Raw genomic sequence first — 25,790 nt, forward strand, 5'->3', positions numbered from 1 at the left:
GCGTCCTTCCGTCATAATGTCGAAATCCGTCATGCAGACGGCGTTCCGCGTCAAGCGGGCGCCGGCGGCGGGCATAGGCTCGTGGGTGCAGGCCTTGAGGCCGAACGAACCCGGACAGCCGCACGCCATGACGCAGAACACGCAAAGCGACATCAACCGGCAGGTCATCGTCACCTGCGCGGTCACCGGAGCCGGCGACACCGTCGGCAAGCACCCCGCCATCCCGGTCACGCCGAAGCAGATCGCCGAGGCGGCGGTCGAGGCGGCCAGGGCCGGCGCCGCCGTCGCCCACATCCATGTGCGCGACCCCGAAACCGGCAAGGCCAGCCGGGACACAGGCCTCTACCGCGAGGTGGTGGACCGCATCCGCTCCAGCGGGACCGACGTCATCATAAACCTGACCGCCGGGATGGGCGGCGACCTCTACATCGGCCCGGACCACGATCCCCTCGCCTTCGGGGCCGGCAGCGACCTGGTCGGCGGCGAAATGCGCGCCGTCCATGTGGCGGAGCTTCTGCCGGAGATCTGCACGCTCGACTGCGGGTCTCTGAATTTCGGCGACGGCTCGCTCGTCTACATCTCCACGCCGGACATCCTGCGCCGCCAGGCGGCACTGATCCAGCGGCTGGGCGTCAAGCCGGAGCTGGAGGTGTTCGACACCGGCAATCTCTGGTTCGCCAAGCAGCTGCTGAAAGAGGGGCTGCTCGACCCCGCTCCGCTCTTCCAGTTCTGCCTGGGCATTCCCTGGGGCGCCCCGGCGGAGCCGCGGCTGATGCTGGCGATGCGCGACCTGCTGCCGGACGGCGCGCTGTGGGCCGGGTTCGGCATCGGCCGCATGCAGATGCCGATGGTGGCCCAGGCGGTCCTGCTCGGCGGCAACGTGCGCGTCGGGCTGGAGGACAACCTCTATCTCGACCGCGGCGTCTTCGCCAGCAACGGCAGCCTCGTCGAGCGCGCCCGCACTATCATCGAGAATCTCGGCGCCCGCGCCGTCGGCCCGGCCGAGGCGCGCGGCATCCTCGGCCTGCCCAAGCGCGGCTGAGGCCCCGTCCCGTGAAAGGAGTTCCGGACATGAAGACCACCCACAGCATCGGAACCGTCGGGCTGATCGGCGGCGGCGTCATCGGCAGCGGCTGGGCCGCGCGCTGCCTTGCCCACGGGCTGAACGTCGTCGCCTACGACCCGGCGCCGAACGGAGAGGCCGCCCTGCGCGCCGCCGTGGACAACGCCTGGCCGGCGCTGGCGCGGCGCGGCCTCGCCCCCGGCGCTTCCACCGCCCGCCTGCGCTTCGCCGCCTCGGTGGCCGAGGTCGCGGCGGCCGCCGACTTCATCCAGGAGAACGCGCCGGAGCGCGAGGAGCTGAAGCGCGGGCTGCTGGCCGAGATCGACGCGGCGAGCCCACCCCACGTCATCATCGCCTCCAGCTCCTCCGGCCTGCTGCCGACCCGCATCCAGGCGGATTGCCGCCATCCGGAGCGGGTGGTGATCGGCCACCCCTTCAACCCCGTCTATCTGCTGCCGCTGGTGGAGATCGTGCCCGGCGAGCGGACCTCCCCCGCCGCCGTGGAGGAGGCGGCGGCCTTCTACCGCTCCATCGGCATGCGTCCCCTGCGCGTGCGCAAGGAGATCGAGGGCTACCTGTCCGACCGGCTTCAGGAAGCGCTGTGGCGCGAGGCCCTGCATCTGGTCGCCGAGGGCATCGCCACGACCGAGGAGATCGACGACGCCATCGTCTACGGGCCGGGGCTGCGCTACGCCTTCATGGGCACCTGCCTGACCTTCCATCTGGCCGGCGGCGAGGGCGGCATGGCGCACATGCTCGACCAGTTCGGCCCGGCGCTGAAGCTGCCCTGGACGAAGCTGGTGGCGCCGGAGCTGACGCGCGAGCTGCGCGACCGCATGGTGGAGGGCACGGAAGCCCAGGCCGCCGGCTGGTCCGTGAAGGAGCTGGAGCGCTGGCGCGACAGCTGCCTGATCGGCCTGCTGGAAACCCTGGAGCCCATGCGGCGCGACACCGCCCCGCAGCCGGCCGCGGAGATCCCCGCATGATCGCCGGTACGGAAGCGCAGGCGGAAGCCGATGCGGCGGCAACCGGCCCGTTACGCCTGCACCGGGCCAGCGTCGTTCCGGAATGGGTGGACTACAACGGCCATCTCAGCGAAGCCTACTATGTCCTGATCTTCGGCCACGCGACAGACGCTCTGCTCGACGCCATCGGCATGGACGCGCCCTGCCGCGAGCGCACCGGACGCTCGGTCTACACGGTGGACGCGCGCATCCGCTATCGGCTGGAGGCGCATCTCGGCGAGGAGCTGGAGATCCGCACCCTGGTCGCCGGGGCCGACACCAAGCGCATGCTCGTCCGCCACGCGATGCACCGCGCGGCGACGGGCGAATGCCTCGCCGAGACGGAGCTGGTGCTTCTCTCCGTCGGCCAGCCCGGCCCGCGCGCCATGGCCTTCGAGGAGCCGGTGCTGGCCGCCGTCCGCCGGCTCGCGCGGGCTCACGCCGGGCTCATGCCGCCCATGCCCGCCCGCTGGACGCCCCCGGAGGCCGAAGCGATGCCCCGATAGGGCCGTCGGCCGGTTTCCTTCAGCCCACCCCGTCAGCAAGAGCCCATCGCAAAGAGGAGGTCCACATGCGGTTCCTGAAGCAGCTCTGCCTCGCCGGATTGGTCGGCGTCGCCGGCACCACCCTCTCGCACGGCGCGGTATCGGCGGCCGAGCCCGCCAAATGCCAGGCGCTCTCCCTGTCCGATCCCGGCTGGACGGACATCACCACGACGACCACCACCGCCACCGTTCTGCTGAACGCGCTCGGCTACCAGCCGTCGGTGAAGTCCCTGTCGGTGGCGGTGAGCATCGAGGGGCTGCGCTCGGGCAACCTGGACGTCTTCCTCGGCAACTGGATGCCGGCGCAGGAGCAGATGACGCAGAAGTTCATCGACGCCAAGTCCATCGAGCTGCTGGCCACCAACCTGGAGGGTGCCGTGGTGACGCTGGCGGTCAACGGCGAAGCGGCGAAGGCCGGCGTCGCGCGGTTCGAGGACCTGGAGAAGCACGGCGACAAGTTCGGCCGGACCATCTACAGCATCGAGCCGGGCTCCTCCGCGAACCAGAAGATCCAGTCGATGATCGACAAGGACGCCTACGGGCTGGGCTCCTGGAAGATGGTGGAATCCAGCGAGGCCGCCATGCTCGCCTCGGTGGAGCGTTCGGAGCGGCGCGGCCAGTGGGCGGTGTTCCTGGGCTGGGCGCCGCACCCCATGAACATCAAGATGAAGCTTGCCTATCTGAAGGGCGGGGACGAGTATTTCGGCGCGAACGGCGGCGCCGCCACGGTGCGCACGCTCGCCCGCGCCGGCTTCGCCGGCGAATGCCCGAACCTCGGAACGCTGTTCCGGCAGCTCCGCTTCTCGGTCGCAATGGAGAGCGAGGTCATGTCCATGATCCTGGAGGACAAGGTCGAGCCCGAAAAGGCCGTCACCTCCTGGCTAAAGGCCCACCCCGAAGCGCTCGACGCCTGGCTGGCCGGCGTCAGCACGCGCGACGGCAAGCCGGGCCTGCCCGCGGTCAGGGCCGCGCTCGGCCTTGCCGCCTGATCCCGTCGCAGGGCTGACCGACACGCTGGCCGAGGGCGTGGCCGAGGTGCTCGCCGGCCGCGCGGCCAGGGCGGCCCGGAATGCGGGTAGCCCGCCCGGCGGTTCGGAGCTGGAAGCCCTGCGGGCCTCCTACGCCGCCGAACGCGCTTTCTGGAACGAGCCCCGCCCCGCCCTGGCCTCGGTGACCGAATTCACCCTGCCGCCGGGCGCCGGCGGCATGCGGATGCGGCTCTACCGCCCGGCCCCGGTGCAGGGGCTTCCGGCACTGGTCTTCCTGCATGGCGGCGGCTTCGTGCTCGGCTCGCTGGACAGCCATGACCGCATCCAGCGGCTGCTCGCCCAGCGGTCGGGTGCGGCGGTGCTCGCCTTCGACTATCCCCTCTCGCCCGAACACCGTTTTCCGGTGGCGCTCGACCGCATCGGCGAGGCCGTGGAATGGGCCGCCGGCCATGCGGACGAACTCGGCATCGACGCGGGGCGCCTCGCCATCGGCGGGGATTCGGCCGGCGCGCATCTGGCCCTCGCCACGGCGCTGAGGGCACGGGATCGGCCCCGCCCCTGGTCCTTCCTTCTGCTCTATTACGGCCTCTACGGCCTGCGGGATTCCGCGTCGCGCCGCCGCTTCGGCGGGCCGGCCCACGGGCTAAGCCTGGACGATCTCGCCTTCTACGAGGCCAGCTATCTCGGCCCGTCGGCGGATTCGCGCGATCCCGGCTACGACCTGCTGAGCGCCGGCCTCGGCGGTCTGCCCCCGGCCTTCCTGGGGGCGGCGGCGCTCGACCCGCTGCTCGACGACAGCCATGCCCTGGCCAACGCGCTGAAGGCGGCGGGGACGTCAGCGGAACTGCGCGTCTATGACGGCGTCCTGCATGGCTTCCTGCATTGGAGCCGCACGGTGCCGGCGGCGGACCGGGCCATCGCCGACGGCGCCCTGGCGCTCGCCCGCGCCCTCGGCACGGCGGAGGCCACCAGCGGCTGAAAATTGCCTCCGGCGCCGTCCCGAAATCTCCGTCGCCGGAACCCCGGCGACGTGCCACACTGATGATTGGTCGGGAGGAACATCCGGAGGCCACGCAGATGGCAGGCGCTGGGATCGCGGGCACGGGATACGCGGGTACCGGAATCTCGGATGGCGGGACGCGCGAGATCGTCTTTCTGCTGTTTCCGAAATTCTCGATGATGGCCTTCACCTGCGCAGTGGAGCCCTTGCGCGTCGCCAACCGGCTGACGGACGGGCACCGCTACCGCTGGTCCACGGTGGCGGCCGTCGGAAACACGGTCACGGCCAGCAACGGCATGACGCTGATGACCGACCACCGGCTTGAGGATCTGACCGGCGCCGACATGCTGATCCTCTGCGCCGGCTTCGATCCCCAGGACTGCTTCACCCCGGCGGTGGCCGCCCTGCTGCGGCGGCTGGACCGGCGCGGAACGGTGCTCGGCGCCATCGACAGCGCGAGCCTTCTGCTGGCGGAAGCCGGGCTTCTTGACGGCTACAACGCCACGACCCACTGGGAATGCCTGGAATCCCTGGCGGAGCAGTACCCGAAGGTGAACAGCAAGCCGGTGATCTTCATCATCGACCGCCGCCGGCTGACCTGCGCCGGCGGCACGGCGGCGCTCGACATGATGCTGCACCTGATCCGCATCGACTGCGGCCACCGCACCGCCGCCGCCGTGTCGGACCAGTTCATCCACGCGAGCATCCGCGACGGACAGGAGGACCAGCGGCTGGAGCTGTCGCAGCGGCTCGGCATCGGCAGCCCCAAGCTGGCCCAGGCCGTCCGGCTGATGGAGCAGAATCTGGAGGAGCCGCTGAGCATGCAGGCGCTGGCCGAGCGCACGGGCCTGTCCCTGCGGCAGATGGAGCGGCTGTTCCTGGCCGGCGTCGGGCAGCCGCCCAACCGCTATTATCTGTGGCTGAGGATCGAGCGGGCGCGCTCGCTCGTCCTCTATTCCAGCCAGTCGCTGGGCGAGATCGCCGTGGCGTCCGGCTTCGGCAGCTACGAGAATTTCTCGCGCGCCTACCGGCGCCACGCCGGGCGTTCGCCGAGCCGCGACCGCGCGGAATCCCGGCTCGGCACGCCGGCGCCTGGGCACTCACTCATGATGCGTGAGCCGGCCGGGGAACCCCAGCCGGCGCTCGGCCCGTAGGCTTGCCGCTTCAGACCGGCAGCCCCTTGATCGCCGCCACGGCGGTCATGACGCCGCGGATCTCGGCGAGGCCGCGCAGGCGGCCGATGGCCGGGTAGCCGGGGTGGGTCGCCTTGCCCACGTCGTCCAGCAGCTCGTGCCCATGGTCCGGGCGGAACGGCAGGCGCCAGCGCGGGTCGCCCGCGTCGCGGCGGCGCTTCTGCTCTTCCAGCAGCGTGGTGACGACCGACACCATGTCCACGTCGCCGCCCAGATGCTCGGCCTCCTGGAAGGAGCCGTCCTCCTCCTTGGCGACGTTGCGCAGATGCACGAAGGCGATCTTCGAGGCGAAGCGCTTGGCCAGCGCCGGCACGTCGTTCGTCCGGCCAGCACCCAGCGACCCGGTGCAGAAGGTGATGCCGTTCGCCTCGGACTCCACGGCGCCGACGAGGAACGCCAAGTCGTCCTCGTTGCTGACGATGCGCGGCAGGCCGAACATCGGCCGGGGCGGGTCGTCGGGGTGGACGCACATGCGGATGCCGACCTCCTCCGCCGTCGGGATCACCTCGCGCAGGAAGCGGGCGAGCCGTTCCCGCAAGGCCTCGCGCGTCATGCCCTTGTAGCGGTCGAGCATCCGCCGCAGGCCGGGAATATCGTAGCGGTCGAAGGCGCCCGGCAGCCCCGCCATGATGTTGGCGAGCAGCGTCCTCTTGTCGGCCTCGGTCGCCCGGTCGAACCAGGCGCGGGCGCGGGCCAGCAGCTCGGGCGCGTATTCGTCCTCCGCACCCGGCCGCTCCAGCATGAAGCAGTCGAAGGCCGCGTGCTCGTGCGCGTTGAAGCGCAGCGCCCGCCCGCCACCCGGCACCGGTGCGGCGAGGTCGGTGCGGGTCCAGTCGAGCACCGGCATGAAGTTGTAGCAGACCGTCTTGATGCCGCATTCGGCGAGATTGCGGAGCGACTGGCGGTAATTGTCGAACAGCGGAGCGAGGTCGCCCTCTCCGATTTTGATCGATTCATGGATCGGCAGGCTCTCCACCACGCTCCAGCGCAGGCCGAGCGAGGCGTCGGCCTCGATCATCCTCTTGCGCTTCTGGATCTCCTCCACCGACCAGACCACGCCGTAGGGGATGTGGTGCAGGGCGGTGACGATGCCGGTCGCACCGGTCTGGCGGATGTGGTTGAGCTGGATCACCTCGTCCGGGCCGAACCAGCGCCAAGTCTGTTCCATCTAGAAAACTCCTTTGTTTGCTCGTCCGCCTCAGCGGAACAAAAGGTTCGGCAGCCAGAGCGACAGCGCCGGGATGTAGGACACAAGCAGAAGAACGATCAGGTTGCAGAGCAGGAAGGGCCAGATCGCCCGCGTGATCTCGCTCAGCGAGATCTTGGCGATGTTCGCCGCAACGAAGAGGCACACGCCGACCGGCGGGGTGGTCAGCCCGATCATCAGGTTCAGCACCGCGAAGGTGGCGAAATGGATCGGGTCGATGCCCACCTGCGTCGCCACCGCCAGCAGCGGCGGGAACAGGATGATCAGGGCGGCGATCGTCTCCATGAAGGTCCCGACGATCAGCAGCAGGATGTTGATCAGGAAGATGATGATGTACTTGTTCGACGTCACCGACAGCATGGCCTCGGCGATAGCCTGCGGGATCTGCTCGCTGGTGAGGATCCAGCCGAACACGTTGGCGAGACCGACCAGCAGGATCAGCCCGCCCGACCCGATGGCGCTTTCCAGCATGATCCCCGGAACGTCGCGCAGCCGGAAGCCCTTGTAGACGAACAGTCCGATCACAAAGGCATAGAGTGCCGCGACCACAGAGGCCTCGGTGGGCGTGAAGAAGCCGCCGACGATGCCGAACAGGATAATGGCGGTCATCAGCAGGGCCCAGCAGGCCGCCCGGCTCGAGCGCAGCAACTCCCGGAACCCGACCCAGGTTCCCTTCGGATAGTTCCTCCGCCGCGCCAGGATGTAGACGGTGATCATCATGCCAAGGCCCAGCATCAGGCCAGGAATGGCGCCTGCCATGAACATCTTGCCGACCGACAGGCCGGTCAGCGTGCCGACGATGATCATTGGGACGCTGGGCGGGATGATCGGGCCGACGGTGGAGGCCGCCGCCGTGACCGCCGCGGCGAAGGGCTTGTCATAGCCCGACTTGCTCATGGCCGGGATCATGACCGAGCCAATGGAGGCGGTTTCCGCCACCGCCGTGCCCGAGATGCCGGCGAAGATCATCGAGCCCGTGACGTTGGCGAGCCCGAGCCCGCCGCGGACGTGCCCAACCAGCCCGTTGCCGAACCGCACGATCTGGTCGGTGATCCCGCCGCCGTTCATCAGGTTGCCGGCCAGCACGAAGCCGGGAATGCACAGCAGCACGAAACTGTCCATGCCCGCGTACATGAACTGCGGAACCACCGTCAGGTCGATGTCGCTCATGAAGAGATAGACCGCCGAGGACAGACCCAGCGCGATGCCGACCGGCACGCCCATCATCAGGGCGATGGCGAAACTGCCGAACAAGGCTCCCATCAGCATCAGACCAGTTCCCCATGTTCCATGTCGTGAGGCGCCGGCCGGCCGAAGCCGAGCAGGCGCGCCACCGAGAAGAAGGCCAGCGAGAGGGGGATGATCAGCGCCACCACGTAGATCCCCACCATCGGCAGGTCGATGGACCGTGCCCGCTCCCCGAAGCTGCCGACCACGTAGTCGTAGGCGCCGGGAAGGATCGCCAGCGAGAAGAGCAGCACCACCACGTCGATGACCCGGTCCACCACGCGCCGGACGGGTTCCGGCAGCGGCGCCACGAACAGGTCAACCGCCACCAGTTCGCCGCGCAGGAGCGCCAGCCCGCAGGAAAAGGCGACGAGATAGACCAGCGCGAAGCGCGCCACCTCCTCGGTCCAAGCGGGGGAGCGGATGCCCGGCACGCGGCCCAGCACCTGAAGAAGGACGACGGCGATCAGCATCGCGAAAGCCAGGAGCGTGCCGTACCGGCACAGCGCGCTTGCCCCCGCGACCAGAACCGCAAGGATGCGGCGCATCGAAGCTCTCCGGAAAAACGGTTGGAAGACCCCTCCGCCTGGAGGGGAAAGAGAAAAGGTCCGGCCGGGCGTCCGCCCGGCCGGGAAAGGCGTCAGCCGGCGATGATTTCCTCGTAGAGCGGCTTAATCGCGGGGTCGAGCGCGGCGGCGATGGCGTCGCGGCCCTTGCGCGCGAAGGCCTCCTTGTCCACGGCGACAAATTCCATGCCCTTAGCCTTCAGGTCGGCCTCGAGCTGCTTTTCGTCGGCCAGGAACAGCTGGCGCTCGTGTGCCTGGGCGGCCTTGGCGGCCTCGGAGATTGCCTGCTGCTTGTCGGCGGACAGGCGCCCCAGTCTCTTGGCGCCGCCGACGAGGTAGATCCAGCTGATCACGTGTTCCGTCTGGTTCAGGTACTTCTGGACCTCGAAGAAGCTCGCGGACTTGATCAGGGCGAGCGGATTCTCCTGCGCCTCGATGGTGTGGTTCTGGAGTGCGGTGAAGACCTCCGAGAAGGCCATCGGGGTCGGCTTGGCGCCGAGCGCGTCCCAGAACTTCACGAACAGCGGCACGTTCGGAACGCGCATCTTCAGGTCGGCCATGTCCTCCGGCGTCCGGATCGGACGGTTGGAGGTCACGTGGCGCGCCCCGCGCGCGAAGTAGGCCAGCGTGCGGAGCTGGGTCTTCTCCTCGATGTTCTGGGCGATCTTCTGCCCGACCGCGCCGTTGACCACCTCGTCGAGATGGCCGAGATCGCGGATCGCGTAGGGGACGGCGAGCAGAGCCGCCGTGGGCGCCCAATTCTGGAGCGATTCGCCGGTGATGGTGAAATCGACCGTGCCGAGCTGGATGCCCTTGATGAGGTCCGTTTCCTTGCCGAGCTGTTCGTTCGGGAAGACGCGGACTTCGACGGCACCGTTGGTGCGCTGCGCGACCTCTTCCGAGAACTTCACCGCAGCCTTGTGCCAGACATTGTCCTCGTTGCCGAGATGGCCGAGCTTCAGCGTCGTCTTGGACTGCGCCCGGACGATGGCCGGCGCGAAGCCGAAGCCGGCGGCGGCACCTAGTCCGGCGGCACCGGCCCCGATGGTGAAGGCGCGGCGGGAAAGTGGGGCTTTCAGGACCATGGATCGTTCCTCCTACTCTATTTTTTGTCGTGCTTCTGTTCCAGCCGACGTTCCGCGCCGGCCGGGCTCAGTCGAAGCTGAGCTGGACCTTGATGGTGCTGGACGGGTCGTTCTCGATCAGGGAGAAGGCCTCGGCCGCGCGGTCGGCCGCGAAGGTCTGGGTGATCATGGCGGAAGGGGCGAGCTTGCCGCTCTCCAGCCAGCCGATGACCTGCGGCAGCAGGCGCCGGTTGAGACGCGAACCGACCAGCGTCAGTTCCTTCTTCACGATCTCCTGCTGGCTGATGTTGCAAGGGGCGGGCGAGAAGCCGAGCAGCCCGATGCGTCCGGCCGGGCTGGCGACCCGGCAGGCCTCCTCCAGCAGGGCCGGCACCCCGGCACCGTCGATGACGATGGTCGGGCCGAGCCCCTCGTTCTCCGTGCGGACGGTCTCGGGCACCGAGGCCGTCCGCGAGTCGATGGTCACGTCGGCGCCGAAGCCGCGGGCGCGCTCCAGCCGGGCCTCGTCCAGATCGGCGACGATGCAGCGCGCGCCGTGCAGCTTCGCGACCTGCAGCACGGTCAGCCCGACCGTGCCGGCGCCGTAGATCAGCACCGTGTCGCCCGCGTCGATGCCCGTGCGCGACAGCACGTTCGCGGCGATGGAGAAGGGCTCCGCCAGTGCCGCGATGGCGAAGGGCAGGTCCGGATCGACCTTGATGGCGTTGGCCGCGGGAACTGGAACCCGGTTGCGGAATCCGCCGTCGCGGTGGACGCCGAACACTTCCAGATTGGCGCAGACATTGCTGCGGCCGACGCGGCAGGCGTAGCAGCGCCCGCAGGACACCACCGGATCCACCACGACATGGTCGCCCGGTGCAAGGCCCGTCACGCCGGCGCCGACGGCCTCCACCTCGCCGCTGAACTCGTGCCCGATGATGCGCGGGTAGACGGCGAAGGGGTTGGAGCCGTGATAGATGTGCAGGTCGGAGCCGCAGATCCCGGCCCGGTGCACGCGCACCAGCACCTCGCCCGCGGCGGGCTCGACGCCGGATTCCGGCTTCAGGGCCAGCTGGTGCGGTTTTTCGACGGTCAGGGCAACCAAGGCGAACCTCTTGCTTCCGATTGAAAGGGGGTTTACGGGCTGCGAATCAGCCCATGGCCTCGACGGTGGCGCGGGCGCCCTGCGCATAGAGGTGGCGGAGCGCGTCGGTGACCGGGCCGGTGAAGCGTGGGTCGCGTGGCAGATCGTCGCCGAAGACGGCGGACAGGCCGAACAGGGCCGTCGCGAGGCGTTCGGCGTCCGGGCCGGCCTCGGCGGCCAGTTCGGCGAGACGGGCCGCCATCGGGTCACGCACGTCGATGGGCTGGCCCCGCTCGTCCGTGCCGGTCGCGTAGCGCATCCAGGCCGCCACCCCCAGCGCAAGCCGGTCGATGGACGCACCCGCGGCCAGCCGCTCGCGGATGGCGCCGAGCAGGCGCTGCGGCAGCTTCTGCGTGCCGTCCATGGCGATCTGCCAGGTGCGGTGCTTCAGCGCCGGGTTGGAGAAGCGCTCCAGCAGGGCCGCCTTGTAGCCGGTCAGGTCCACGCCGTCGGGCATGGACAGGGTCGGCGTCACCTCCTCGTCCATCAGCCGGCCGATCAGCCGGCGGAAGGCCGGGTCGGATACGGTCTGGGACACGGTCTCGTAGCCGGCGAGATAGCCGAGATAGGCGATGCAGGAGTGGCTGCCGTTCAGCAGCCGCAGCTTCATCAGCTCGAAGGGGCGGACGTCCTCGACCATCTGGGCGCCTTCCAGCTCCCAGGCCGGGCGGCCGGCGGGGAAGCGGTCCTCGATCACCCACTGGCTGAAGGGCTCGGTCATCACCGGCCAGGCGTCCTCCGCACCCAGCCGCCGGGCGACCGAGGCGCGGTCCTCGTCGGTGGTCGCCGGCACGATGCGGTCCACCATGCTGCTCGGGCAGGCGACGTTCTCCTCGATCCAGCGGCCGAGCTCCGGGTCGCGCAGCTCGGCGAAGCGGCGCAGGATGCCCGCCGCCACCTCGCCGTTGGTCGGCAGGTTGTCGCAGGACAGCACGGTGAAGGCCGGGATGCCGGCCCGGCGGCGGCGGTCCAGCGCCTCCACCAGGAAGCCCGGCAGGGTCTGCGGCCGGTCCGGGTTGGCGAGGTCGTGGAGGATGCCCGGATGGGATTCGTTCAGGGCGCCGGTCGCCGGCTCGTGGCAGTAGCCCTTCTCCGTGACCGTGACCGTGACGATGCGGACCGTGGGGCGCGTCAGCCGCTCCAGCACGGCGGCCGGGTCCTCGGGCGCCACCAGCGATTCGATGACCGAGCCGACGACCCGCAGCCGCTCGCCGCCTGCGTCGCGGACGGCGACCGTGTAGAGGCCGTCCTGCGGCGCCAGGGCGTCCCGGGTCTCCGGGCTGCGCAGGGACACGCCGCAGATGCCCCATGGTCCCGCCTCGCGGTTCATCGCGTCCTCGGTGTAGACCGCCTGGTGCGCCCGGTGGAAGGCGCCCAGCCCGATATGGACGATGCCGGTTTCGAGGGTCTTGCGGTCGTAGCGCGGCACCGTCACGTCGGGCGGCAGCGAGGACAGCGTGTCGAGGGTCAGGCGGGGGCTCATGGGGCGGAGGCCTCTCTCACATCAGGGCGTTGGGCAGGAACAGCACGAGGCCGGGCCACAAGGCGAGGATCACGACCAGCACCAGCACCGCGGCGATGAAGGGGATGGATTCGACGATGTATTCCTCGATCGGGCAGTCCAGCAGGCTGCACACGGTGTACATAGCAACACCGACGGGCGGCGTCATGGAGCCCAGCGTGACGATGGTCATCATCAGGATGCCGAAATGCACGGGATCGACGCCGAGCGGCGTGATGATCGGCAGGAAGATCGGCGTCAGCAGCAGGACCAGCACCGTGCTCTCGATGAACAGCCCGGCGACGAACAGGAAGAGCAGCACCAGCGCCATCACCAGCAGCGGCTCGCGCGTCAGCTCGGTCATGGCGGCGGCGATGGACTGCGGCGCCTGCTCGAAGATGATGGCGTAGCCGACCATGCCGGAGAAGAGGATGATCAGCATGATGAGCCCTGTGTCGACCACCGCCTCCTTCAGCGAATCGACGACGCCCTGCCAGGTCAGCTCCCGGTGCAGCAGGATGCCCACCACGACCGCGTAGACGGCGGCGAAGGCGCCGACCTCGGACGGGGTGAAGAGGCCGCCTCGGATGGCGAAGAGCAGCGCCACCGGGAAGAGCAGCGCCCATTTGGCGTCGGCGACCGCGCGCCAGACCTCCGCACCCGTCGGGCGGCGGGCCATTTCCGGCCGGTAGTTGCGGCGGCGCGCGATGATCCACACCGTCAGCATCAGGATCCCCATCATCAGCAGGCCGGGGATCACGCCCGCCAGGAAGAGCCGCCCGATGGAAACGTTGCCGACGAAGCCGTAGAGGATCAGCCCCAGGCTGGGCGGGATGGTCGCGGTGATCAGCGAGCTGACGGCGATGGTCGCCGAGGTGAAACCTTTGGAATAGCCGCGCGCGATCAGGCCGGGACCCAGCACGCGGGCCTCCATCGCGGCATCGGCCACGGCCGAGCCGGACACGCCGCCCATCAGGGTGGACAGCACGATGCAGACCTGCGCCAGCCCGCCGGACATCCAGGAGACCAGCGTGTTGGAGCAGGCGATCAGCCGGCTGGTGATGCCCGTGCGGTTCATCAGGTGGCCGGCCAGCACGAAGAAGGGCACGGCCAGAAGCGGGAAGCTCTGCGACGCCGTGGCGACCTGCTGCACGCCGATGGACATCGGCATGAACTCGCTGGTGGCGAAGAAGCTGAAGCCGGCGATGCCGATGGCGAAGGCGATCGGCACGCCGAGCGCCATCAGGACGAAGAAGGAGACGGCGAGCAGCGTCATGGGACGACCTCTTCGATTCCGTTGGGCTCGATGCCGGCGGCGGGGGCCTCGGCCGGGGCGAACACGGGTTGCGGGCGGCTGCCCAGGTGGCGCAGCGTCTGGAGCATCTGGCCCAACAGGGTGAAGGCGAGCAGCAGGCAGCCGACCGGAACCGCGGCGGTGACGAAGCCGTAGCTGATGCCGCTGTCGCCGAACTGCCGTTCGATGTTCAGCATGGTGAGCTGATAGCCCAGCACCGTCATGCTCAGCAAGAAGCCCAGCACCAGCGCGCCGAGCGCCAGTTCCACCACCGCGCGCAGCCGCGGCGGCAGGCGCTTTGCGAGATAGTCGATGCCGATGTGGGCGCGGTTGCCCATCGCCAGGTCGGCGCCGAGGAAGCTGGCCCAGACGAACAGGAGCTGCGCCACGTCCACCGACCAGACCAGCGGATGGCCGAACCAGCGCATGACGCCGGCCACGAAGACGAGAAGCACGATGATGGCGAGCAGAAGCATGGCGATCGCCGCTTCCGCCTTGCGGAACAAGGACGTCATGACGTCGGTCCTTCGATGGGTCGGTGGACGCGCCGGACGGCGGGACGCCGTCCGGTCCTCAGGTCATCGGGTCATCAGACCATCCGGTCTGCCGGCCATCAGTTCTTCAGGATCGCCTCGACCTGCTTGTGCAGGTCGGCGTAGCCGAGCTTTTCGTAGACCGGCTGGGTCGCCTGACGGAACGGGGTCACGTCGATCTCGCTGATCGTCATGCCCTTCTCGGTCATCATCTTCTCGAACTCGGCGAGCGAAGCCTCGGTGGCGCGCGACGCGTTGTCGCCGGCCTTCAGCGATTCCTCGCGCAGGACGGTCTGGTACTCCGCCGGCAGCCGGTCGAACCAGGCGGCGCTGGTGACGAGGCCGGTGATCAGGTTGATGTGGCCGGTCTTGGTGATGTGCTTGGTCACCTCGTAGAGGCGCGAGCCGTAGCTGGCGGGGTGCTGCGCCTCGACCCCGTCGATCACCTGCTGCTGGAGCCCGGTGTAGACCTCCGACCAGCCCATCGGCGTGGGCGTGGCGCCCATGGAGCGGATCGTCTCCATCCAGACCGGCGCGCCCGGCGTGCGCATGCGGATGCCGGAGAGGTCGGCCGGACCCTTGACCGGCTTGTTCGTCAGCAGGTGGCGGTCGCCCTGCCACCAGTTGAAGGACAGGATCTGGTGGCCGGAGGCCTTGCGCAGCTTTCCGGCCCACTCGTCGAACATGGGCGAGGTCACGACCTTGCGGATGCCCTCATAGCCCTGCGCCAGATAGGGGGCGCCGAGCACGCCGAACTCCTTCACGAAGACGGCGAGACGGCCGCCGTCCACCACCACGGCGACACCGGCGCCGGCGCGCGCCTGCTCCAGCACGTCCTCGTCCTTGCCGAGCTGCGAGCCGGGGAAGAGGCGGACCGCCAGCTTGCCGTTGGTGCGCTTCTCGACGTTCTGCTTGAACTCCTCCAGCCCCTTGTAGAGCGGGTCCTGGGTCGCGAGTGCGGTGTTGACGCTCAGCGTGTAGTCGGCGGCGAAAACGGTTCCGGCCAGGCTGGCCAGGGCGAGGCCGAGCGCGGCGGCGCGCCGGGTGCGGGCAATGAAGCTCATCCTGTTTCCCTCCCTTGGGGGCCGCGTGGCGGTCCCAGGCATTCTTTGTGCGATACTGGTATGGTAGTATGTGAGGATGCTCTTGGCAATGACCTTCCGTCATGCGCATGATGGGAGGCAGGGATCATTCCCCGGTGGACAGAGGGAGCGCGAAGGAACAGCGATGCTCAGCAGGATCGAACCGAACTCGGCGGAGCCGGTGTCGCGGCGCGTGTTCCGGGAACTGCGCCAGGCCATCGTCACGATGCAATTCAGCCCAGGCCGGCCCCTGTCCGAGCAGGAGGTCGCCACCCAGCTCGGCGTCAGCCGCCAGCCGGTGCGCGAGGCCTTCATCAAGCTGAGCGAATCCGGCCTGGTGACGATCCGCCCGCAGCGCGGCACCTTCGTCGTGAAGATCTCCGCCAAGCAGGTGATCGACGCCCGGTTCGTGCGCGAGGCGGTCGAGCTGGCGGTGGTGCGCAAGGCCGGGGCGGAGATGCCGGCGCGCGTCATCGGCGAGCTGCGCGCCAATCTGGACGCGCAACGGGCCGCCGCCGACGAACGGGAGCCGGAACGCTTCCTGGAGCTGGACGAGGCCTTCCACCGGGCCATCGCGCTGGGGGTGGAATGCGACTATGCTTGGCGTGTGGTCGAGGAGACCAAGGCGCAGATGGACCGCGTTCGCTACCTCAGCCTGCCGCAGGCGACGCCGGTGGACCGGCTGATCGCCCAGCACGAGGCCATCCTGGACGGCATCGAGGCGCGCGACCCGGACCGGGCGGAGGCCGCCATGCGGCTGCACCTGCGGGAGATCCTGACCTCCCTGCCCGAGCTGGAACGGCGCTTCCCCGACCTGTTCGACAGCGAACCCGCCGCGCGCAGCACCGCCGGCCAGACCGCCGACACCGTCGCCTGACCGACGGGGCCGCGCGTCAGGCGGCCGTTTCCCCCGTGCAATCCTCCGTGCAGAGGGCCTGCGCCGCCAGTTCCAGCGCCCGGTGCAGGTCGTCGTTGCCGAACGGTTTCCGCACGATGTTCAAAGGCCCGGCCCGCAAGGCCCGGTCCAGCGTCTCGCCCTGGAGATTGCCGCTGACGAAGATCGACAGGATGCCCCAGCGCTCCCGCAGGGCGTGCGCCAGATCGATCCCGTCCGACTGATGAGCGAGCCGGATGTCCAGCAGCGCAAAGTCCGGCCGGCGCCCGGCCGCGAGAAGCGACAGTGCCTCCCCCACCCCTGCGGCCTCGATGACGGCGTGGCCGTGCTCTTTCAGCGCTTGGACGATGCTGGCGCGGATGATCGCCTCGTCCTCGGCCACAAGGACCGTGAACCGTTCGGGGTGGATGCTCATGCCCGCTGTCTCGTCCAGGGTATCGTAAGATTCGGGAGGGGTCGGGAGGGTCGCGGGCCTCCTATAGCATTGGTCGGCAGTCGAAACCACATCGACTTCCGTCGGGGTTTCAGACGGCATGCCTCCGGCCGATAAGCGCGTCCGCGACCGCGTCCAGAAGCGTCTGGAACGACACGGGCTTCATCAGCAGGGTGGTCGGAGCCTTGGCGGCATCCAGATTGACGGAGTCCGGCCGGGTGTGCCCGCTCGCCACGATGACGGGGAGGTCGGGCGCGATCTCCCGTATCCGGCTGATCAGCCCGAAACCATCCAGCCGGGGCATGCGCACGTCCGTCAGCAACAGGTCTGCCGGATCGGCACGAAACGCCTCGATCGCCTCCAGCCCATCCTGGGCCAGCGTCACCCGATAACCGGCGTCCTGGAGGAAACATTCGAAGCCCATGGCGACCAGGGCCTCGTCCTCAGCCACGATGATATGCTTGCTCACTGCCCCAAGGGCCTTCCTTGCCCGATTCGACGCAGAGAAAACTGCCTCAGGGTCCAATATCGGTCGAAGGCAACAAAGGAGCAATTCCGACCTTCGGCGTTAGCACGTTCGGCAGCGGGGCTAGGCGGGTTGCGGTGGGCCAGCACTGAATCCCTGGTGAAAGCTCAGACGATTTCGGCAACAGGAATCCGGGTGCCCGGCTGGACCGCCGACGCCTTGTTCCGGTGCCCCGCCTCGCCCTCGGTGAGATGCTGGAAAGACGGCTCGACGCCGTCCTGCACCCAGCGGAAGGCCTGCTGGATCAGGTCCGGGTCGCCGTCCGGGACGACGAGGATGCGGTGCCGTTCGGCGATGCCCGCGTCGCGGAGCGCTGCGGCGTAGACGGCGGCGGCGCGTCCGTCCGCGTGGATCGATGCGGTCCGCTCCGCGCCGCACTGGCGGGCCAGATGCATGTACCAGACGATGCTGTCGCGTGGCGTCGAGGCGATGTCCACCGTCCGGATGTCGGACAGCGCTCCCCAGCCCGGTCCCTTGTGGGCCAGCGTGGCGCAGGCGGCCTCGAACAGCGCGTTGAATTCCTCCGCTTCACGCGCGCTCAGAGGCGGCCTCACCTCCAGGTGCAAACCCCAGGGTCGAATGGCGACAAGGAAAGGTCCCATGATTGCCTGCTTGGAATGCGAATGCACACAATTCTCAGGTCGGCAGCCACTTTCCGCAACTATGAAAAAGGTCGAAACGGCGTGTGAATACCTCGTACATCTTGCCTGCGTCAGAGACCGGTAGCGGCATCTCAGCCTTTCTTTGCAGGCAACAGTAGCATTTCCTGGGCACATTTTCTCTGAACTCCGCGTTGCATGGCTGTAGCCAGCGCCGCCTCATCGTTCCGGGAACGCATGGCGGAACGGAATTCCGTTCTGGCGAGCGCAAAGGCAAGCCATCTCGAATGTTACAATATTCATAGCTCTGCCCTATCGCCATCATCGCCGCTGCCGATTTCCCAATTCCCGCGCCACCTGCTAGGATCGCCGCCCCGTTGAACGAGGCATCGCGAGTCCATGACCAGCCCCCTTCCCGCTGCCCATCCCCCGGTCCCGCAACGCCGCATCGGCGTGCTGCTGCTGAATCTCGGCACGCCGGAGGGGACCGACTACTGGTCGATGCGGCGCTACCTGAAGCAGTTCCTGTCGGACCGCCGGGTGATCGAGGTGCCGCGGGCGATCTGGTGGCCGTTGCTGAACGGAGTCATCCTGACCACCCGGCCGTCGAAAAGCGGTGCCGCCTACGCGACGATCTGGAACAACGAAGACAACGAAAGCCCGCTGAAGACGATCAGCCGGGCGCAGGCGGCGGCGGTGACCGAAACGCTGAAGGAGCGGCACGGCGATGCCATCGTCGTCGATTGGGCGATGCGCTACGGGCTGCCGGCGACGGGGACGGCGATCCAGCGGCTGAAGGATCAGGGTTGCGACCGCATCCTGCTCTTCCCGCTCTACCCGCAATACGCGGCGGCGACGACGGCCACGGCCAACGACGAGGCCTTCCGCTATCTGATGACGATGCGCTGGCAGCCGGCCGTGCGCACCGTGCCCACATACCATGACGACCCCGCCTACATCGACGCGCTGGCGAAGTCGGTGGAGCGGCATTTGGCCGGGCTGGACTTCACGCCGGACCTGCTGCTGGTCAGCTTCCACGGCCTGCCGAAGAGCTACCTGGAGAAGGGCGATCCCTACCACTGCTATTGCGTGAAGACGGCGCGGCTGCTGCGCGAGCGGCTGGGCTGGCCGGAGGAGCGGCTGCGCCATACCTTCCAGTCGCGCTTCGGCAAGGAGGAATGGCTCCAGCCCTACACCGACAAGACGGTGGAGGCCCTGCCCGCCCAGGGCGTGAAGAAGCTGGCCGTCGTCACGCCGGGCTTCGCCGCCGACTGCGTGGAGACGCTGGAGGAGATCAACGGCCAGGTGCGGGAGATCTTTCTGCACAATGGCGGGGAGGCCTTCAGCTACATCCCCTGCCTCAACGCCACGCCCGACCACATCGCCCTGCTGACCGGCATCATCGAACGCGAACTCGGCGGCTGGCTGCCGGCGCGCTAAGGCCGTTCATTCTCCCGGACGCAGAAACGAAGAAGGTCAGCCCATGCCCCAGATCGCCATCGAATATTCCGCCAACCTCGAAGGAGCCTTCGATCCGGCCGCCCTCGCCTCCGCCCTGCACGCCACGGCGGCGGAGGCCATTGGGGTCGAGCTGGAGAGCTGCAAGACGCGGCTGGTCCCGGTCGAACGCTGGGTGATCGGCGACGGAGGTCCCCGCCACGCCATGCTGCACGTCGATTTCCGGATCCTGTCGGGCCGCGACCAGGCGGCGAAGACCCGGCTGGGCGAAGGGCTGCTGGCCCGCGCGGCCGAGGCGCTGAAGGGAGCGGAGGGGCGCTTCGACCTTCAGGTGACGGTGGAGGTCCACGATCTCGACCGCGCGAACTACCACAAGATCAGCCTCGCCCGCGCCGGTTGAGCGGCCTCAGCCGGGGAGCATCTCGTCCAGCACGCGGGCGAGATCCTTCGGCTCCACCGGCTTGTGCAGCAGGCGGCAGCCCGTCGCGAGCGCCTCGCGCAGGCGCTCGGGCGCCGTGTCGCCAGTGATGATCACGGCCGGCAGCTTCCAGCGCGCCCGAACCATCTCCACCACCTCGCGGCCGGTCTGCCCGTTGGGGAGGCGGTAGTCGGTGACGAGCGCGTCCGGCTCCTCCTCGATGTCGCGCAGCAGCTCCGCGAACTCCTCGCGGGTGCGGGCGGCGACGACGTTCACCCCCCAGCTTTCCAGCAGCATCGTCATGGCGAGCCGGACCGCGTCGTCATCCTCGACCACCAGCACCGTCCGCCCCTGGAAGCGGGCCGCGTCCCGCACCGCCGGCGGCGTGGCCGTGGCCCTCGGGCCAGGAGCCGTGCGGTGGCGGGCGAGCGGGACTCGGACGGCGAAGAGCGACCCGCGCTCCGGGACCGACCGCACCGTGACGGCCAGCCCCAGCAGCCGCGCGATCCGGTTCACGATGGCGAGCCCCAGCCCGAACCCCTGCGCGCCGTTGCGGGCGGGCTTGCCCAGCTGGCGGAACTCCTCGAAGACGGTCCGGCGATGCTCCTCGGCGATGCCCGGCCCGGTGTCCCAGACCTGGAACTCCACCTCCCCGCCCCGGCGGCGGCAGGCCAGCAGCACGCCGCCCTTCTGGGTGTAGGTGACGGCGTTCGACAGCAGGTTCCGCAGCATCCGCTCCAGCAGGTGCGGGTCGGTGAGGACCGGCAGGTTGCAGGCCCGATGACGCAGCCTCAGCCCCTTCAGCTCCGCCTGGGCGCGGAACTCCGCCGTCAGCCGGGCCATCAGCTCGCCGGGCAGGTGGCTCTTCAGCTCCGGCACGATGGCCCCGGCCTCCAGCCGGGACAGGTCGAGCAGGCCGCCGAGCATCCCGTTCAGCCCGTCGATGGAGGCCTGAAGCCGTTCCAGCAGCTCCCGCGTCTCCGGGTCGGTCAGTTGGTAGCCGAGCAGGCCGGTGTAGAGCGAGGCGGCCTGGATCGGCTGGCGCAGATCGTGGCTGGCCGCCGCCAGGAAGCGCGTCTTGGCGTCGTTCGCGCGCTGCGCCTCCTCCCGCGCCGATTCCAGCTCGGCGAGCGTGCGCTTCATGTCCAGGTCGTGCATGGCGATGCGCGCGAACTCGGCGAGGTCCTGCTGGCGTTCCGGCCCGAAATCGTCGCGCCGGCGCCGGTCGAGGATGCAGAGCGTGCCGAGCACCAGCCCCTCCCCGGCCGTCAGCGGCGCGCCGGCGTAGAAGCGGATGTGGGGCGGATCGACCACCAGGGGGTTGTCGGCGAAGCGCTCGTCCTCGGTGGCGTCGGGCACCACCATCACCCGGTTCTCCAGGATCGTGTAGGCGCAGAAGGAGATGCGCCGGCTGGTGTGGGACAGATCCACGCCATGGCGCGCCTTGAACCATTGGCGCGTCTCGTCGAGAAGGGTGACCAGCGCCATCGGGGCGTCGAAATGGCGCGCGACCAGCCGGGTGATCCGGTCGAACGCCTCCTCCGCCGGCGTGTCGAGCACGCCATAGCTCTTCAGCCGGTCGATCCGCGCGGGTTCGTTGAGGGGCCAGGGCGGTTCCCGTGCCATCGAACTCTCCCTTTTCCTAACGCGTGCTTCCTAACGCATGGGCGGCGGTGTCCTCGGAGGGGTGAAGGCGAAGACGCGGACGGCTCCGCCGCGGCCGATCCCGCGGCGGAGCCGGTGGGGAAGGATTCCCCGGACGGTCAGACCACGGCGACCCGCAGTTCACCCACGCCCGCCACGCCGCCGGTCATGACGTCGCCGGGCTTGATCGCGCCGACGCCTGCCGGCGTGCCCGACATGATCAGGTCGCCGGGGCGCAACTCGAACAGGCCCGAGAGATAGGAAATCATCTCCGGCACTTTCCAGATCATCTGGTTGATGTCGCCGGTCTGGCGGCGCTCGCCGTTGACATCGAGCCACACCAGCCCCTGTGACGGGTGCCCGATGGCCGAGGCCGGCACCAGTTCGGAGCAAGGGGCCGAATGCTCGAAGGCCTTGCCGATCTCCCACGGACGGCCGAGCTTCTTCATCTCGCCCTGGAGGTCGCGCCGCGTCATGTCGAGCCCGACGCCGTAGCCGTAGACGCAGTCCAGCGCGGATTCGACGGGGATGTCCTTGCCGCCGCGTCCCAGCGCCACGACCATCTCCAGCTCGTAATGGACGTCCTTGGTCATGGCCGGGTACGGGAATTCGCCGGTCAGGAGCAGGTTGTCGGGATTCTTCTGGAAGAAGAAGGGCGGCTCCCGGTTCGGGTCGTGCCCCATCTCGATCGCGTGCTCGGCGTAGTTCCGGCCGACGCAATAGATCCGGTGCACCGGGAACAGGCCCCTCTCGCCGCGCACCGGCAAGGCCGGTATGGGCTGCGGAGCGATGACGTAAGCGGTCTTTTCGGTGGTCTTCTGGGCGACGTCGGCATCCAGGACGGTCATTGTCTCACTCCTGCGTAATATTCGATTTTCTTTTCAAGAACGCCGACGGCTTCGGCGATCAGCATGGCGAAGAGGAAGAGGAGGATGGTCAAAGCCCAGAATTCCTCCATCAGGAAATTGCGGGAGTACAGCTCGAACAGCTCGCCGTAGCCGATGATGGAGACGAGCAGCTGGCCGATCACCACTCCCTTGACCCCGCGGATCAGGCCGAGCCGGATACCCGCCAGGATTTCCGGCAGGGCGGCCAGCAGGACGATGCGGGTCATGAGCTGCCAGCGCGAGGCGCCGTAGCTGCGCGCCATCTCCACCAGCGATCCCGGCACATGCTGCACGCCGGCCCGCGTGTCCAGCACGATGATCCAGACGGAGAAGAGGAAGACGGTGACGACCACCGTCGCCGTTCCCATGCCGAACAGGATCATCAGGATCGGCACGAGGGCCGACAGCGGCGCAGACACGAACATGTTCACCCACATGCCGAGCAGCCGGTCCGCCGCCCGCACCCGGCCCATCAGGATCCCCAGCGGCACGCCCACCGCGATGGCGAGCGTCATGCCGAGCGCAAAGGATCGCAGCGTGACCGCCGTGGCGTCCAGGTATTTCGGGTTGTGCAGCAACTCCCAGGCGGCGGACAGCACGCCGGTGAAGGGCGGGACGAGGAAGATCAGCTCCATCCGGCCGACGATCTCCCACAGGATGCACCAGACGATGAGCGAGGCCATCATCGGCACGCGGACGCCGCAAAGGGTCATGACGGCGCCCTCCCCTAATCCACGTAATCGCGCAGGCCGTGCCAGATCTCCTCGACCGTGTCGAGGTAGTGCTTGTCGCGGCGGATCTCGTCCGGCGAGCCGCTGCGGTCGATGGCGGGCTCGATGATGCGGTTGATGCGGCCCGGCCGGCGCGACAGCATGACGATGCCGTCCGACAGGTAGACCGCCTCCTCGATGCTGTGGGTCACGAACAGGAAGGTCTTCTTCTCCTGCGCGACGAGCCGCAGCAGATCCTCCTGGAACTTGCGGCGGGTCTGCTCGTCCACGGCGGAGAAGGGCTCGTCCAGCAGCAGCACCTCCGCCTTCACGGCAAGCGCGCGGGCCAGCCCGACGCGCTGGCGCATGCCGCCGGACAGCTCGTGCGGGTAGCGCTCCTCGAAACCGGCGAGCCCGACCTCGCGGATGTAGTGGCGGCCGATGTCCTCGCGTTCCCGGCGCGGCACGCCGCGCAGCTCCAGCCCGAAGGCGGCGTTGCGCAGCACCGTGGCCCAGGGCATCAGGGCGAAGTCCTGGAAGACGAAGGCGCGCTCCGGACCGGGGCCGGTCACCTCGCGGCCGTTGACGCGGACCTCGCCCGAGCTGGGCTCCAGCAGGCCGGCGATGATCTTCAGCAGCGTGGTCTTGCCGCAGCCGCTGGGTCCCAGCAAGGTGGTCAGCTTGCCGCGGGGGATGTCGAGGTCGATGTCCTTCAAGGCCTCCACGCTGCCGCCGTAGCGCTTGGTGATGCCGCGGACCTGGACCACCGGATCGCCGGCGGACGGATCGAGGGCGGAGGGCCGCTGGAGGATGGTCGCGGCGGCGGGGGCCGGGTCGATGCGGTGGAGTGCGCCCATGGGTCAGGCTCCCTGCTTTTCGGGACGGAAGAAGACGGTTTCGATCCGCTGGAGCACGGCGAGCGTGAGCGCCGAGAACAGGATGATCGAGGCGATGGAGGCGTACATCTCCGCGTAGTTGGCGATGGAGCGGTGATAGGTGATGAGGTCGCCGATGCCCGTCGGCGTGATCAGCAGCTCGGCCAGGATCACGCCGATGAAGCCGGCCGACACGCCGAGCCGCAGCCCGGCGAAGATGACGGGGCTGGCGTCGGGGATGATGATCTTGACCACCCGCTGCCAGGGGCTGGCCATGAAGGAGCGCGCCATCGCCAGCAGCGACGGGTTCACGTTGCGCACCGCCTTGTAGCCGTTCAGCGCGATCACCGGCAGCGCCAGCATGCAGACCGCCAGCACCTTCGCGGTCAGCCCGATCCCGTAGACGAAGGTGACCAGCGGGATCAGCGCCGCCATGGGGGCCGCCTGGAACACGATGAAGACGGGGGCCGCCACCCATTCCACGCCGCGCCGCAGCCCCATCAGCACTCCCGCGCTCACCCCCAGCACGGCGGAGATGACGACGCCCAGCACCAGCGGCTGGAGGGTGACGGCGAAGGCCGCCGGCAGGCTGCCGTCCGCCATCATGTCGCGGAAGGCGATTGCGGTGGCGGAGAAGCTGGGAAAGGCCGGGCTGATGGGAACGCGCCCGGCGACCTCCCACAGGCCGCAGAACAGGGCGATGGAGGCCAGCCGCCACAGCAGCATCCCGCCGCCCATCGCGGCGGCGGCGCGCAGCAGCGTTCCGCCCGCCCCGTGCCGCGGACCCGGCATGGCCGCGACACCGTCCATGGTGGTTTTCATGATCTGTCCCCGTTGTTTGCGGGATGCATGGGGGGATGCCGGAGGCGAGGTCAGGATCTACCGCCGCCCAGCCTTGGCGAGTGCCGCGTCCAGCGGGCCCAGGTCCCAGAATTTCGTCAGTTCGAGCGTCTTGGCGTCGCCCTGGAGCTGGCCGGACAGGGTGTAGAAGGCGAAGTCGTCGCGCACCGCCGCCTCGCCGCCGCCGTTCTGCGGCAGGCTCTTGCCGGCCACCAGCTCCTGGAAATAGGGGCCGATGTCGGCCTCCAGATCCTTGGGCAGGTCGGGCAGCAGCTTGTACTTGGCGCGCAGCCCCGCCACGGCGGCGGGGTCGTCGTTGATCTCCCGCCAGGTCTGGACCAAGCTTTCGACCAGCGTTCCGACGGCTTCCTTGTTGGCGGCCAGATAATTGGCGTTGGCGTAGAGCGCCTCGTCGGTGGCGCTCACCCCCTCCATCGGCAGGACGGCGAACTTGCCCGGCGCCTTTTCCATGAGGATGCGGCGGTTGGTGCTGTCCACGATGGTCGCCTTAACGGTGCCCTGGAGCAGCGCGCCCGCCCGCACCTCCGACCCCGGCACGTAGCTGATGTTGCGGAAGGAGATCCCGTTCTTCTCGGCCATCAGCTTCATGATGGCCTCGGTGCCGGATCCGCGCGAATGGACCGCGACCTCCTGCCCGTCCAGGTCCTTCCAGCTCTTGTAATGCTCGGTGTTGACGATCGGGTAAAAGCTCAACGTGCTCATCTGGTAGAAGAAGCGGATCGGCGCCTTGACCTTCTGCACCAGCGCGTAGGGCGCGCCGACGCCGATGTCCGCCTGCCCGCTGACCACGGCCTGGGCCGCGATGTCCTCCGACTTCAGGTAGGTGACCTCCAGGTCCAGCCCCTTCTCCCGGGCGCGTTCCAGCGCGATCAGGAAATGCAGGGATTCGACCGACGGTATGTCGCCGAAGGCGATGCGGACCTTGCCGGCGGCCCGGGTGTCGCCCGGCAGGACGGAGAGCGCCGCGGCGGCGGCGACGCCCAGAAGGGCGGCGTTGCGGAGGAAGGCACGGCGTGTCGAACGGCGGAACAGCTTGAGCATGTTTTCCTCCCGTTTTTCGGCCCCGTTGCTT

Annotated in this window: 27 protein-coding genes; 9 read left to right on the top strand and 18 right to left on the bottom strand. The window is 68.8% G+C overall.

The annotated features are described in order from the left end of the window. Positions 1 to 31: 31 nt before the first annotated feature. The 6 genes from JUB11_RS18605 (at position 32) to JUB11_RS18630 (ending at position 5,755) form a co-directional block, all read left to right on the top strand. On the top strand, positions 32 to 1,042 hold the full coding sequence (locus tag JUB11_RS18605) for a 3-keto-5-aminohexanoate cleavage protein (protein WP_247887158.1): 1,011 nt from the start codon (positions 32 to 34) through the stop codon (positions 1,040 to 1,042). Positions 1,043 to 1,071: 29 nt separating this feature from the next. Beyond that, positions 1,072 to 2,049: an L-carnitine dehydrogenase gene (locus JUB11_RS18610; RefSeq protein ID WP_207460073.1), complete on the top strand. Its 978-nt coding sequence runs from the start codon at positions 1,072 to 1,074 to the stop codon at positions 2,047 to 2,049. After that, positions 2,046 to 2,573 carry a thioesterase family protein gene (locus tag JUB11_RS18615; RefSeq protein WP_207460074.1) on the top strand — a complete coding sequence of 176 codons (528 nt, stop codon included), beginning with the start codon at positions 2,046 to 2,048 and terminating at the stop codon, positions 2,571 to 2,573. The genes JUB11_RS18610 and JUB11_RS18615 overlap by 4 nt, the downstream gene beginning before the upstream one ends. Before the next feature lie 65 nt (positions 2,574 to 2,638). Beyond that, positions 2,639 to 3,601, top strand: a complete 963-nt coding sequence (choX, locus tag JUB11_RS18620) for a choline ABC transporter substrate-binding protein (RefSeq protein ID WP_207460075.1) — start codon at positions 2,639 to 2,641, stop codon at positions 3,599 to 3,601. Next, complete coding sequence (locus JUB11_RS18625; protein ID WP_207460076.1) at positions 3,591 to 4,580, top strand: alpha/beta hydrolase fold domain-containing protein; 990 nt, start codon at positions 3,591 to 3,593, stop codon at positions 4,578 to 4,580. The genes choX and JUB11_RS18625 overlap by 11 nt, the downstream gene beginning before the upstream one ends. A gap of 98 nt (positions 4,581 to 4,678) precedes the next feature. Next, entirely contained in the window at positions 4,679 to 5,755 is a 1,077-nt protein-coding gene (locus tag JUB11_RS18630; protein ID WP_207460077.1) for a GlxA family transcriptional regulator, read from the top strand. Between the two features lie 10 nt (positions 5,756 to 5,765). Here the strand turns inward: JUB11_RS18630 and uxuA are convergent, their stop codons facing one another. From uxuA to JUB11_RS18675, 9 genes are all read right to left on the bottom strand, one after another. After that, positions 5,766 to 6,962: a mannonate dehydratase gene (uxuA, locus tag JUB11_RS18635; protein ID WP_207460078.1), complete on the bottom strand. Its 1,197-nt coding sequence runs from the start codon at positions 6,960 to 6,962 to the stop codon at positions 5,766 to 5,768. Positions 6,963 to 6,992: 30 nt separating this feature from the next. Next, positions 6,993 to 8,270 carry a TRAP transporter large permease gene (locus JUB11_RS18640; protein ID WP_207460079.1) on the bottom strand — a complete coding sequence of 426 codons (1,278 nt, stop codon included), beginning with the start codon at positions 8,268 to 8,270 and terminating at the stop codon, positions 6,993 to 6,995. Continuing rightward, positions 8,270 to 8,776 carry a TRAP transporter small permease subunit gene (locus JUB11_RS18645; protein ID WP_207460080.1) on the bottom strand — a complete coding sequence of 169 codons (507 nt, stop codon included), beginning with the start codon at positions 8,774 to 8,776 and terminating at the stop codon, positions 8,270 to 8,272. The genes JUB11_RS18640 and JUB11_RS18645 overlap by 1 nt, the downstream gene beginning before the upstream one ends. A gap of 92 nt (positions 8,777 to 8,868) precedes the next feature. Continuing rightward, on the bottom strand, positions 8,869 to 9,879 hold the full coding sequence (locus JUB11_RS18650) for a TRAP transporter substrate-binding protein (protein ID WP_207460081.1): 1,011 nt from the start codon (positions 9,877 to 9,879) through the stop codon (positions 8,869 to 8,871). A gap of 67 nt (positions 9,880 to 9,946) precedes the next feature. Next, the gene (locus tag JUB11_RS18655; protein ID WP_207460082.1) at positions 9,947 to 10,963 is read right to left on the bottom strand and encodes a Zn-dependent oxidoreductase; all 1,017 of its coding nucleotides are present in this window, start codon (positions 10,961 to 10,963) and stop codon (positions 9,947 to 9,949) included. 46 nt (positions 10,964 to 11,009) lie between these two features. After that, positions 11,010 to 12,485: a mannitol dehydrogenase family protein gene (locus tag JUB11_RS18660; protein ID WP_207460083.1), complete on the bottom strand. Its 1,476-nt coding sequence runs from the start codon at positions 12,483 to 12,485 to the stop codon at positions 11,010 to 11,012. A gap of 16 nt (positions 12,486 to 12,501) precedes the next feature. Then, positions 12,502 to 13,779 (bottom strand): TRAP transporter large permease, encoded by a 1,278-nt coding sequence (locus tag JUB11_RS18665; RefSeq protein ID WP_207460084.1) that lies wholly within the window; start codon positions 13,777 to 13,779, stop codon positions 12,502 to 12,504. Continuing rightward, positions 13,776 to 14,312: a TRAP transporter small permease gene (locus tag JUB11_RS18670; RefSeq protein ID WP_207460085.1), complete on the bottom strand. Its 537-nt coding sequence runs from the start codon at positions 14,310 to 14,312 to the stop codon at positions 13,776 to 13,778. The genes JUB11_RS18665 and JUB11_RS18670 overlap by 4 nt, the downstream gene beginning before the upstream one ends. A gap of 98 nt (positions 14,313 to 14,410) precedes the next feature. Continuing rightward, positions 14,411 to 15,394: a C4-dicarboxylate TRAP transporter substrate-binding protein gene (locus tag JUB11_RS18675; protein WP_207460086.1), complete on the bottom strand. Its 984-nt coding sequence runs from the start codon at positions 15,392 to 15,394 to the stop codon at positions 14,411 to 14,413. Between the two features lie 163 nt (positions 15,395 to 15,557). Between JUB11_RS18675 and JUB11_RS18680 the strand changes: the two genes are divergently transcribed. Continuing rightward, positions 15,558 to 16,289 carry a GntR family transcriptional regulator gene (locus JUB11_RS18680; protein WP_207460087.1) on the top strand — a complete coding sequence of 244 codons (732 nt, stop codon included), beginning with the start codon at positions 15,558 to 15,560 and terminating at the stop codon, positions 16,287 to 16,289. Between the two features lie 16 nt (positions 16,290 to 16,305). Here JUB11_RS18680 and JUB11_RS18685 read toward each other — a convergent pair whose 3' ends face one another. The 3 genes from JUB11_RS18685 to JUB11_RS18695 all read right to left on the bottom strand — a co-directional run bounded on the left by JUB11_RS18685 (position 16,306) and on the right by JUB11_RS18695 (position 17,868). Continuing rightward, the gene (locus JUB11_RS18685) at positions 16,306 to 16,722 is read right to left on the bottom strand and encodes a response regulator (RefSeq protein WP_207460088.1); all 417 of its coding nucleotides are present in this window, start codon (positions 16,720 to 16,722) and stop codon (positions 16,306 to 16,308) included. Between the two features lie 109 nt (positions 16,723 to 16,831). After that, positions 16,832 to 17,209: a response regulator gene (locus tag JUB11_RS18690; RefSeq protein ID WP_348771461.1), complete on the bottom strand. Its 378-nt coding sequence runs from the start codon at positions 17,207 to 17,209 to the stop codon at positions 16,832 to 16,834. A gap of 164 nt (positions 17,210 to 17,373) precedes the next feature. Beyond that, positions 17,374 to 17,868: a hypothetical protein gene (locus JUB11_RS18695; protein WP_207460089.1), complete on the bottom strand. Its 495-nt coding sequence runs from the start codon at positions 17,866 to 17,868 to the stop codon at positions 17,374 to 17,376. Between the two features lie 396 nt (positions 17,869 to 18,264). Here JUB11_RS18695 and hemH point away from each other — a divergent pair, with 396 nt between their 5' ends. Then, positions 18,265 to 19,305, top strand: coding sequence for a ferrochelatase (gene hemH, locus JUB11_RS18700; protein ID WP_207460090.1), 1,041 nt, complete (start codon positions 18,265 to 18,267; stop codon positions 19,303 to 19,305). Between the two features lie 43 nt (positions 19,306 to 19,348). Further along, on the top strand, positions 19,349 to 19,723 hold the full coding sequence (locus tag JUB11_RS18705; protein ID WP_207460091.1) for a 5-carboxymethyl-2-hydroxymuconate Delta-isomerase: 375 nt from the start codon (positions 19,349 to 19,351) through the stop codon (positions 19,721 to 19,723). 6 nt (positions 19,724 to 19,729) lie between these two features. Here the strand turns inward: JUB11_RS18705 and JUB11_RS18710 are convergent, their stop codons facing one another. From JUB11_RS18710 to JUB11_RS18735, 6 genes are all read right to left on the bottom strand, one after another. Next, a complete protein-coding gene (locus tag JUB11_RS18710; protein WP_207460092.1) occupies positions 19,730 to 21,367 on the bottom strand; it encodes an ATP-binding protein in 1,638 nt (545 codons plus the stop codon). Positions 21,368 to 21,504: 137 nt separating this feature from the next. Further along, positions 21,505 to 22,233, bottom strand: coding sequence for a fumarylacetoacetate hydrolase family protein (locus JUB11_RS18715; RefSeq protein WP_207460093.1), 729 nt, complete (start codon positions 22,231 to 22,233; stop codon positions 21,505 to 21,507). Next, entirely contained in the window at positions 22,230 to 22,985 is a 756-nt protein-coding gene (locus tag JUB11_RS18720) for an ABC transporter permease subunit (RefSeq protein ID WP_207460094.1), read from the bottom strand. Before JUB11_RS18720 ends, JUB11_RS18715 begins: the two co-directional genes overlap by 4 nt. Before the next feature lie 14 nt (positions 22,986 to 22,999). Continuing rightward, positions 23,000 to 23,839, bottom strand: coding sequence for an ABC transporter ATP-binding protein (locus tag JUB11_RS18725; protein WP_207460095.1), 840 nt, complete (start codon positions 23,837 to 23,839; stop codon positions 23,000 to 23,002). Positions 23,840 to 23,842: 3 nt separating this feature from the next. Next, entirely contained in the window at positions 23,843 to 24,679 is an 837-nt protein-coding gene (locus JUB11_RS18730) for an ABC transporter permease (protein ID WP_207460096.1), read from the bottom strand. A gap of 57 nt (positions 24,680 to 24,736) precedes the next feature. After that, on the bottom strand, positions 24,737 to 25,759 hold the full coding sequence (locus JUB11_RS18735; protein ID WP_207460097.1) for an ABC transporter substrate-binding protein: 1,023 nt from the start codon (positions 25,757 to 25,759) through the stop codon (positions 24,737 to 24,739). Between the last annotated feature and the right edge of the window lie 31 nt (positions 25,760 to 25,790).

The organism is Azospirillum sp. SYSU D00513 (genome assembly GCF_017356015.1).
In the GTDB taxonomy this organism is placed as follows: Bacteria; Pseudomonadota; Alphaproteobacteria; order Azospirillales; family Azospirillaceae; genus Azospirillum.

Bases quoted from the DNA above. Each gene is read 5' to 3' on its own strand.
- JUB11_RS18720 (WP_207460094.1), bottom strand. From the start codon at position 22,985: ATGACCCTTTGCGGCGTCCGCGTGCCGATGATGGCCTCGCTCATCGTC.
- JUB11_RS18610 (WP_207460073.1), top strand. From the start codon at position 1,072: ATGAAGACCACCCACAGCATCGGAACCGTCGGGCTGATCGGCGGCGGC.
- JUB11_RS18715 (WP_207460093.1), bottom strand. From the start codon at position 22,233: ATGACCGTCCTGGATGCCGACGTCGCCCAGAAGACCACCGAAAAGACC.
- JUB11_RS18670 (WP_207460085.1), bottom strand. From the start codon at position 14,312: ATGACGTCCTTGTTCCGCAAGGCGGAAGCGGCGATCGCCATGCTTCTG.
- JUB11_RS18630 (WP_207460077.1), top strand. From the start codon at position 4,679: ATGGCAGGCGCTGGGATCGCGGGCACGGGATACGCGGGTACCGGAATC.
- JUB11_RS18725 (WP_207460095.1), bottom strand. From the start codon at position 23,839: ATGGGCGCACTCCACCGCATCGACCCGGCCCCCGCCGCCGCGACCATC.
- JUB11_RS18710 (WP_207460092.1), bottom strand. From the start codon at position 21,367: ATGGCACGGGAACCGCCCTGGCCCCTCAACGAACCCGCGCGGATCGAC.
- JUB11_RS18605 (WP_247887158.1), top strand. From the start codon at position 32: ATGCAGACGGCGTTCCGCGTCAAGCGGGCGCCGGCGGCGGGCATAGGC.
- JUB11_RS18680 (WP_207460087.1), top strand. From the start codon at position 15,558: ATGCTCAGCAGGATCGAACCGAACTCGGCGGAGCCGGTGTCGCGGCGC.
- uxuA (WP_207460078.1), bottom strand. From the start codon at position 6,962: ATGGAACAGACTTGGCGCTGGTTCGGCCCGGACGAGGTGATCCAGCTC.
- JUB11_RS18685 (WP_207460088.1), bottom strand. From the start codon at position 16,722: ATGAGCATCCACCCCGAACGGTTCACGGTCCTTGTGGCCGAGGACGAG.
- JUB11_RS18615 (WP_207460074.1), top strand. From the start codon at position 2,046: ATGATCGCCGGTACGGAAGCGCAGGCGGAAGCCGATGCGGCGGCAACC.
- JUB11_RS18730 (WP_207460096.1), bottom strand. From the start codon at position 24,679: ATGAAAACCACCATGGACGGTGTCGCGGCCATGCCGGGTCCGCGGCAC.
- JUB11_RS18645 (WP_207460080.1), bottom strand. From the start codon at position 8,776: ATGCGCCGCATCCTTGCGGTTCTGGTCGCGGGGGCAAGCGCGCTGTGC.
- JUB11_RS18650 (WP_207460081.1), bottom strand. From the start codon at position 9,879: ATGGTCCTGAAAGCCCCACTTTCCCGCCGCGCCTTCACCATCGGGGCC.
- JUB11_RS18695 (WP_207460089.1), bottom strand. From the start codon at position 17,868: ATGGGACCTTTCCTTGTCGCCATTCGACCCTGGGGTTTGCACCTGGAG.
- JUB11_RS18675 (WP_207460086.1), bottom strand. From the start codon at position 15,394: ATGAGCTTCATTGCCCGCACCCGGCGCGCCGCCGCGCTCGGCCTCGCC.
- hemH (WP_207460090.1), top strand. From the start codon at position 18,265: ATGACCAGCCCCCTTCCCGCTGCCCATCCCCCGGTCCCGCAACGCCGC.
- choX (WP_207460075.1), top strand. From the start codon at position 2,639: ATGCGGTTCCTGAAGCAGCTCTGCCTCGCCGGATTGGTCGGCGTCGCC.
- JUB11_RS18735 (WP_207460097.1), bottom strand. From the start codon at position 25,759: ATGCTCAAGCTGTTCCGCCGTTCGACACGCCGTGCCTTCCTCCGCAAC.
- JUB11_RS18665 (WP_207460084.1), bottom strand. From the start codon at position 13,779: ATGACGCTGCTCGCCGTCTCCTTCTTCGTCCTGATGGCGCTCGGCGTG.
- JUB11_RS18705 (WP_207460091.1), top strand. From the start codon at position 19,349: ATGCCCCAGATCGCCATCGAATATTCCGCCAACCTCGAAGGAGCCTTC.
- JUB11_RS18640 (WP_207460079.1), bottom strand. From the start codon at position 8,270: ATGCTGATGGGAGCCTTGTTCGGCAGTTTCGCCATCGCCCTGATGATG.
- JUB11_RS18660 (WP_207460083.1), bottom strand. From the start codon at position 12,485: ATGAGCCCCCGCCTGACCCTCGACACGCTGTCCTCGCTGCCGCCCGAC.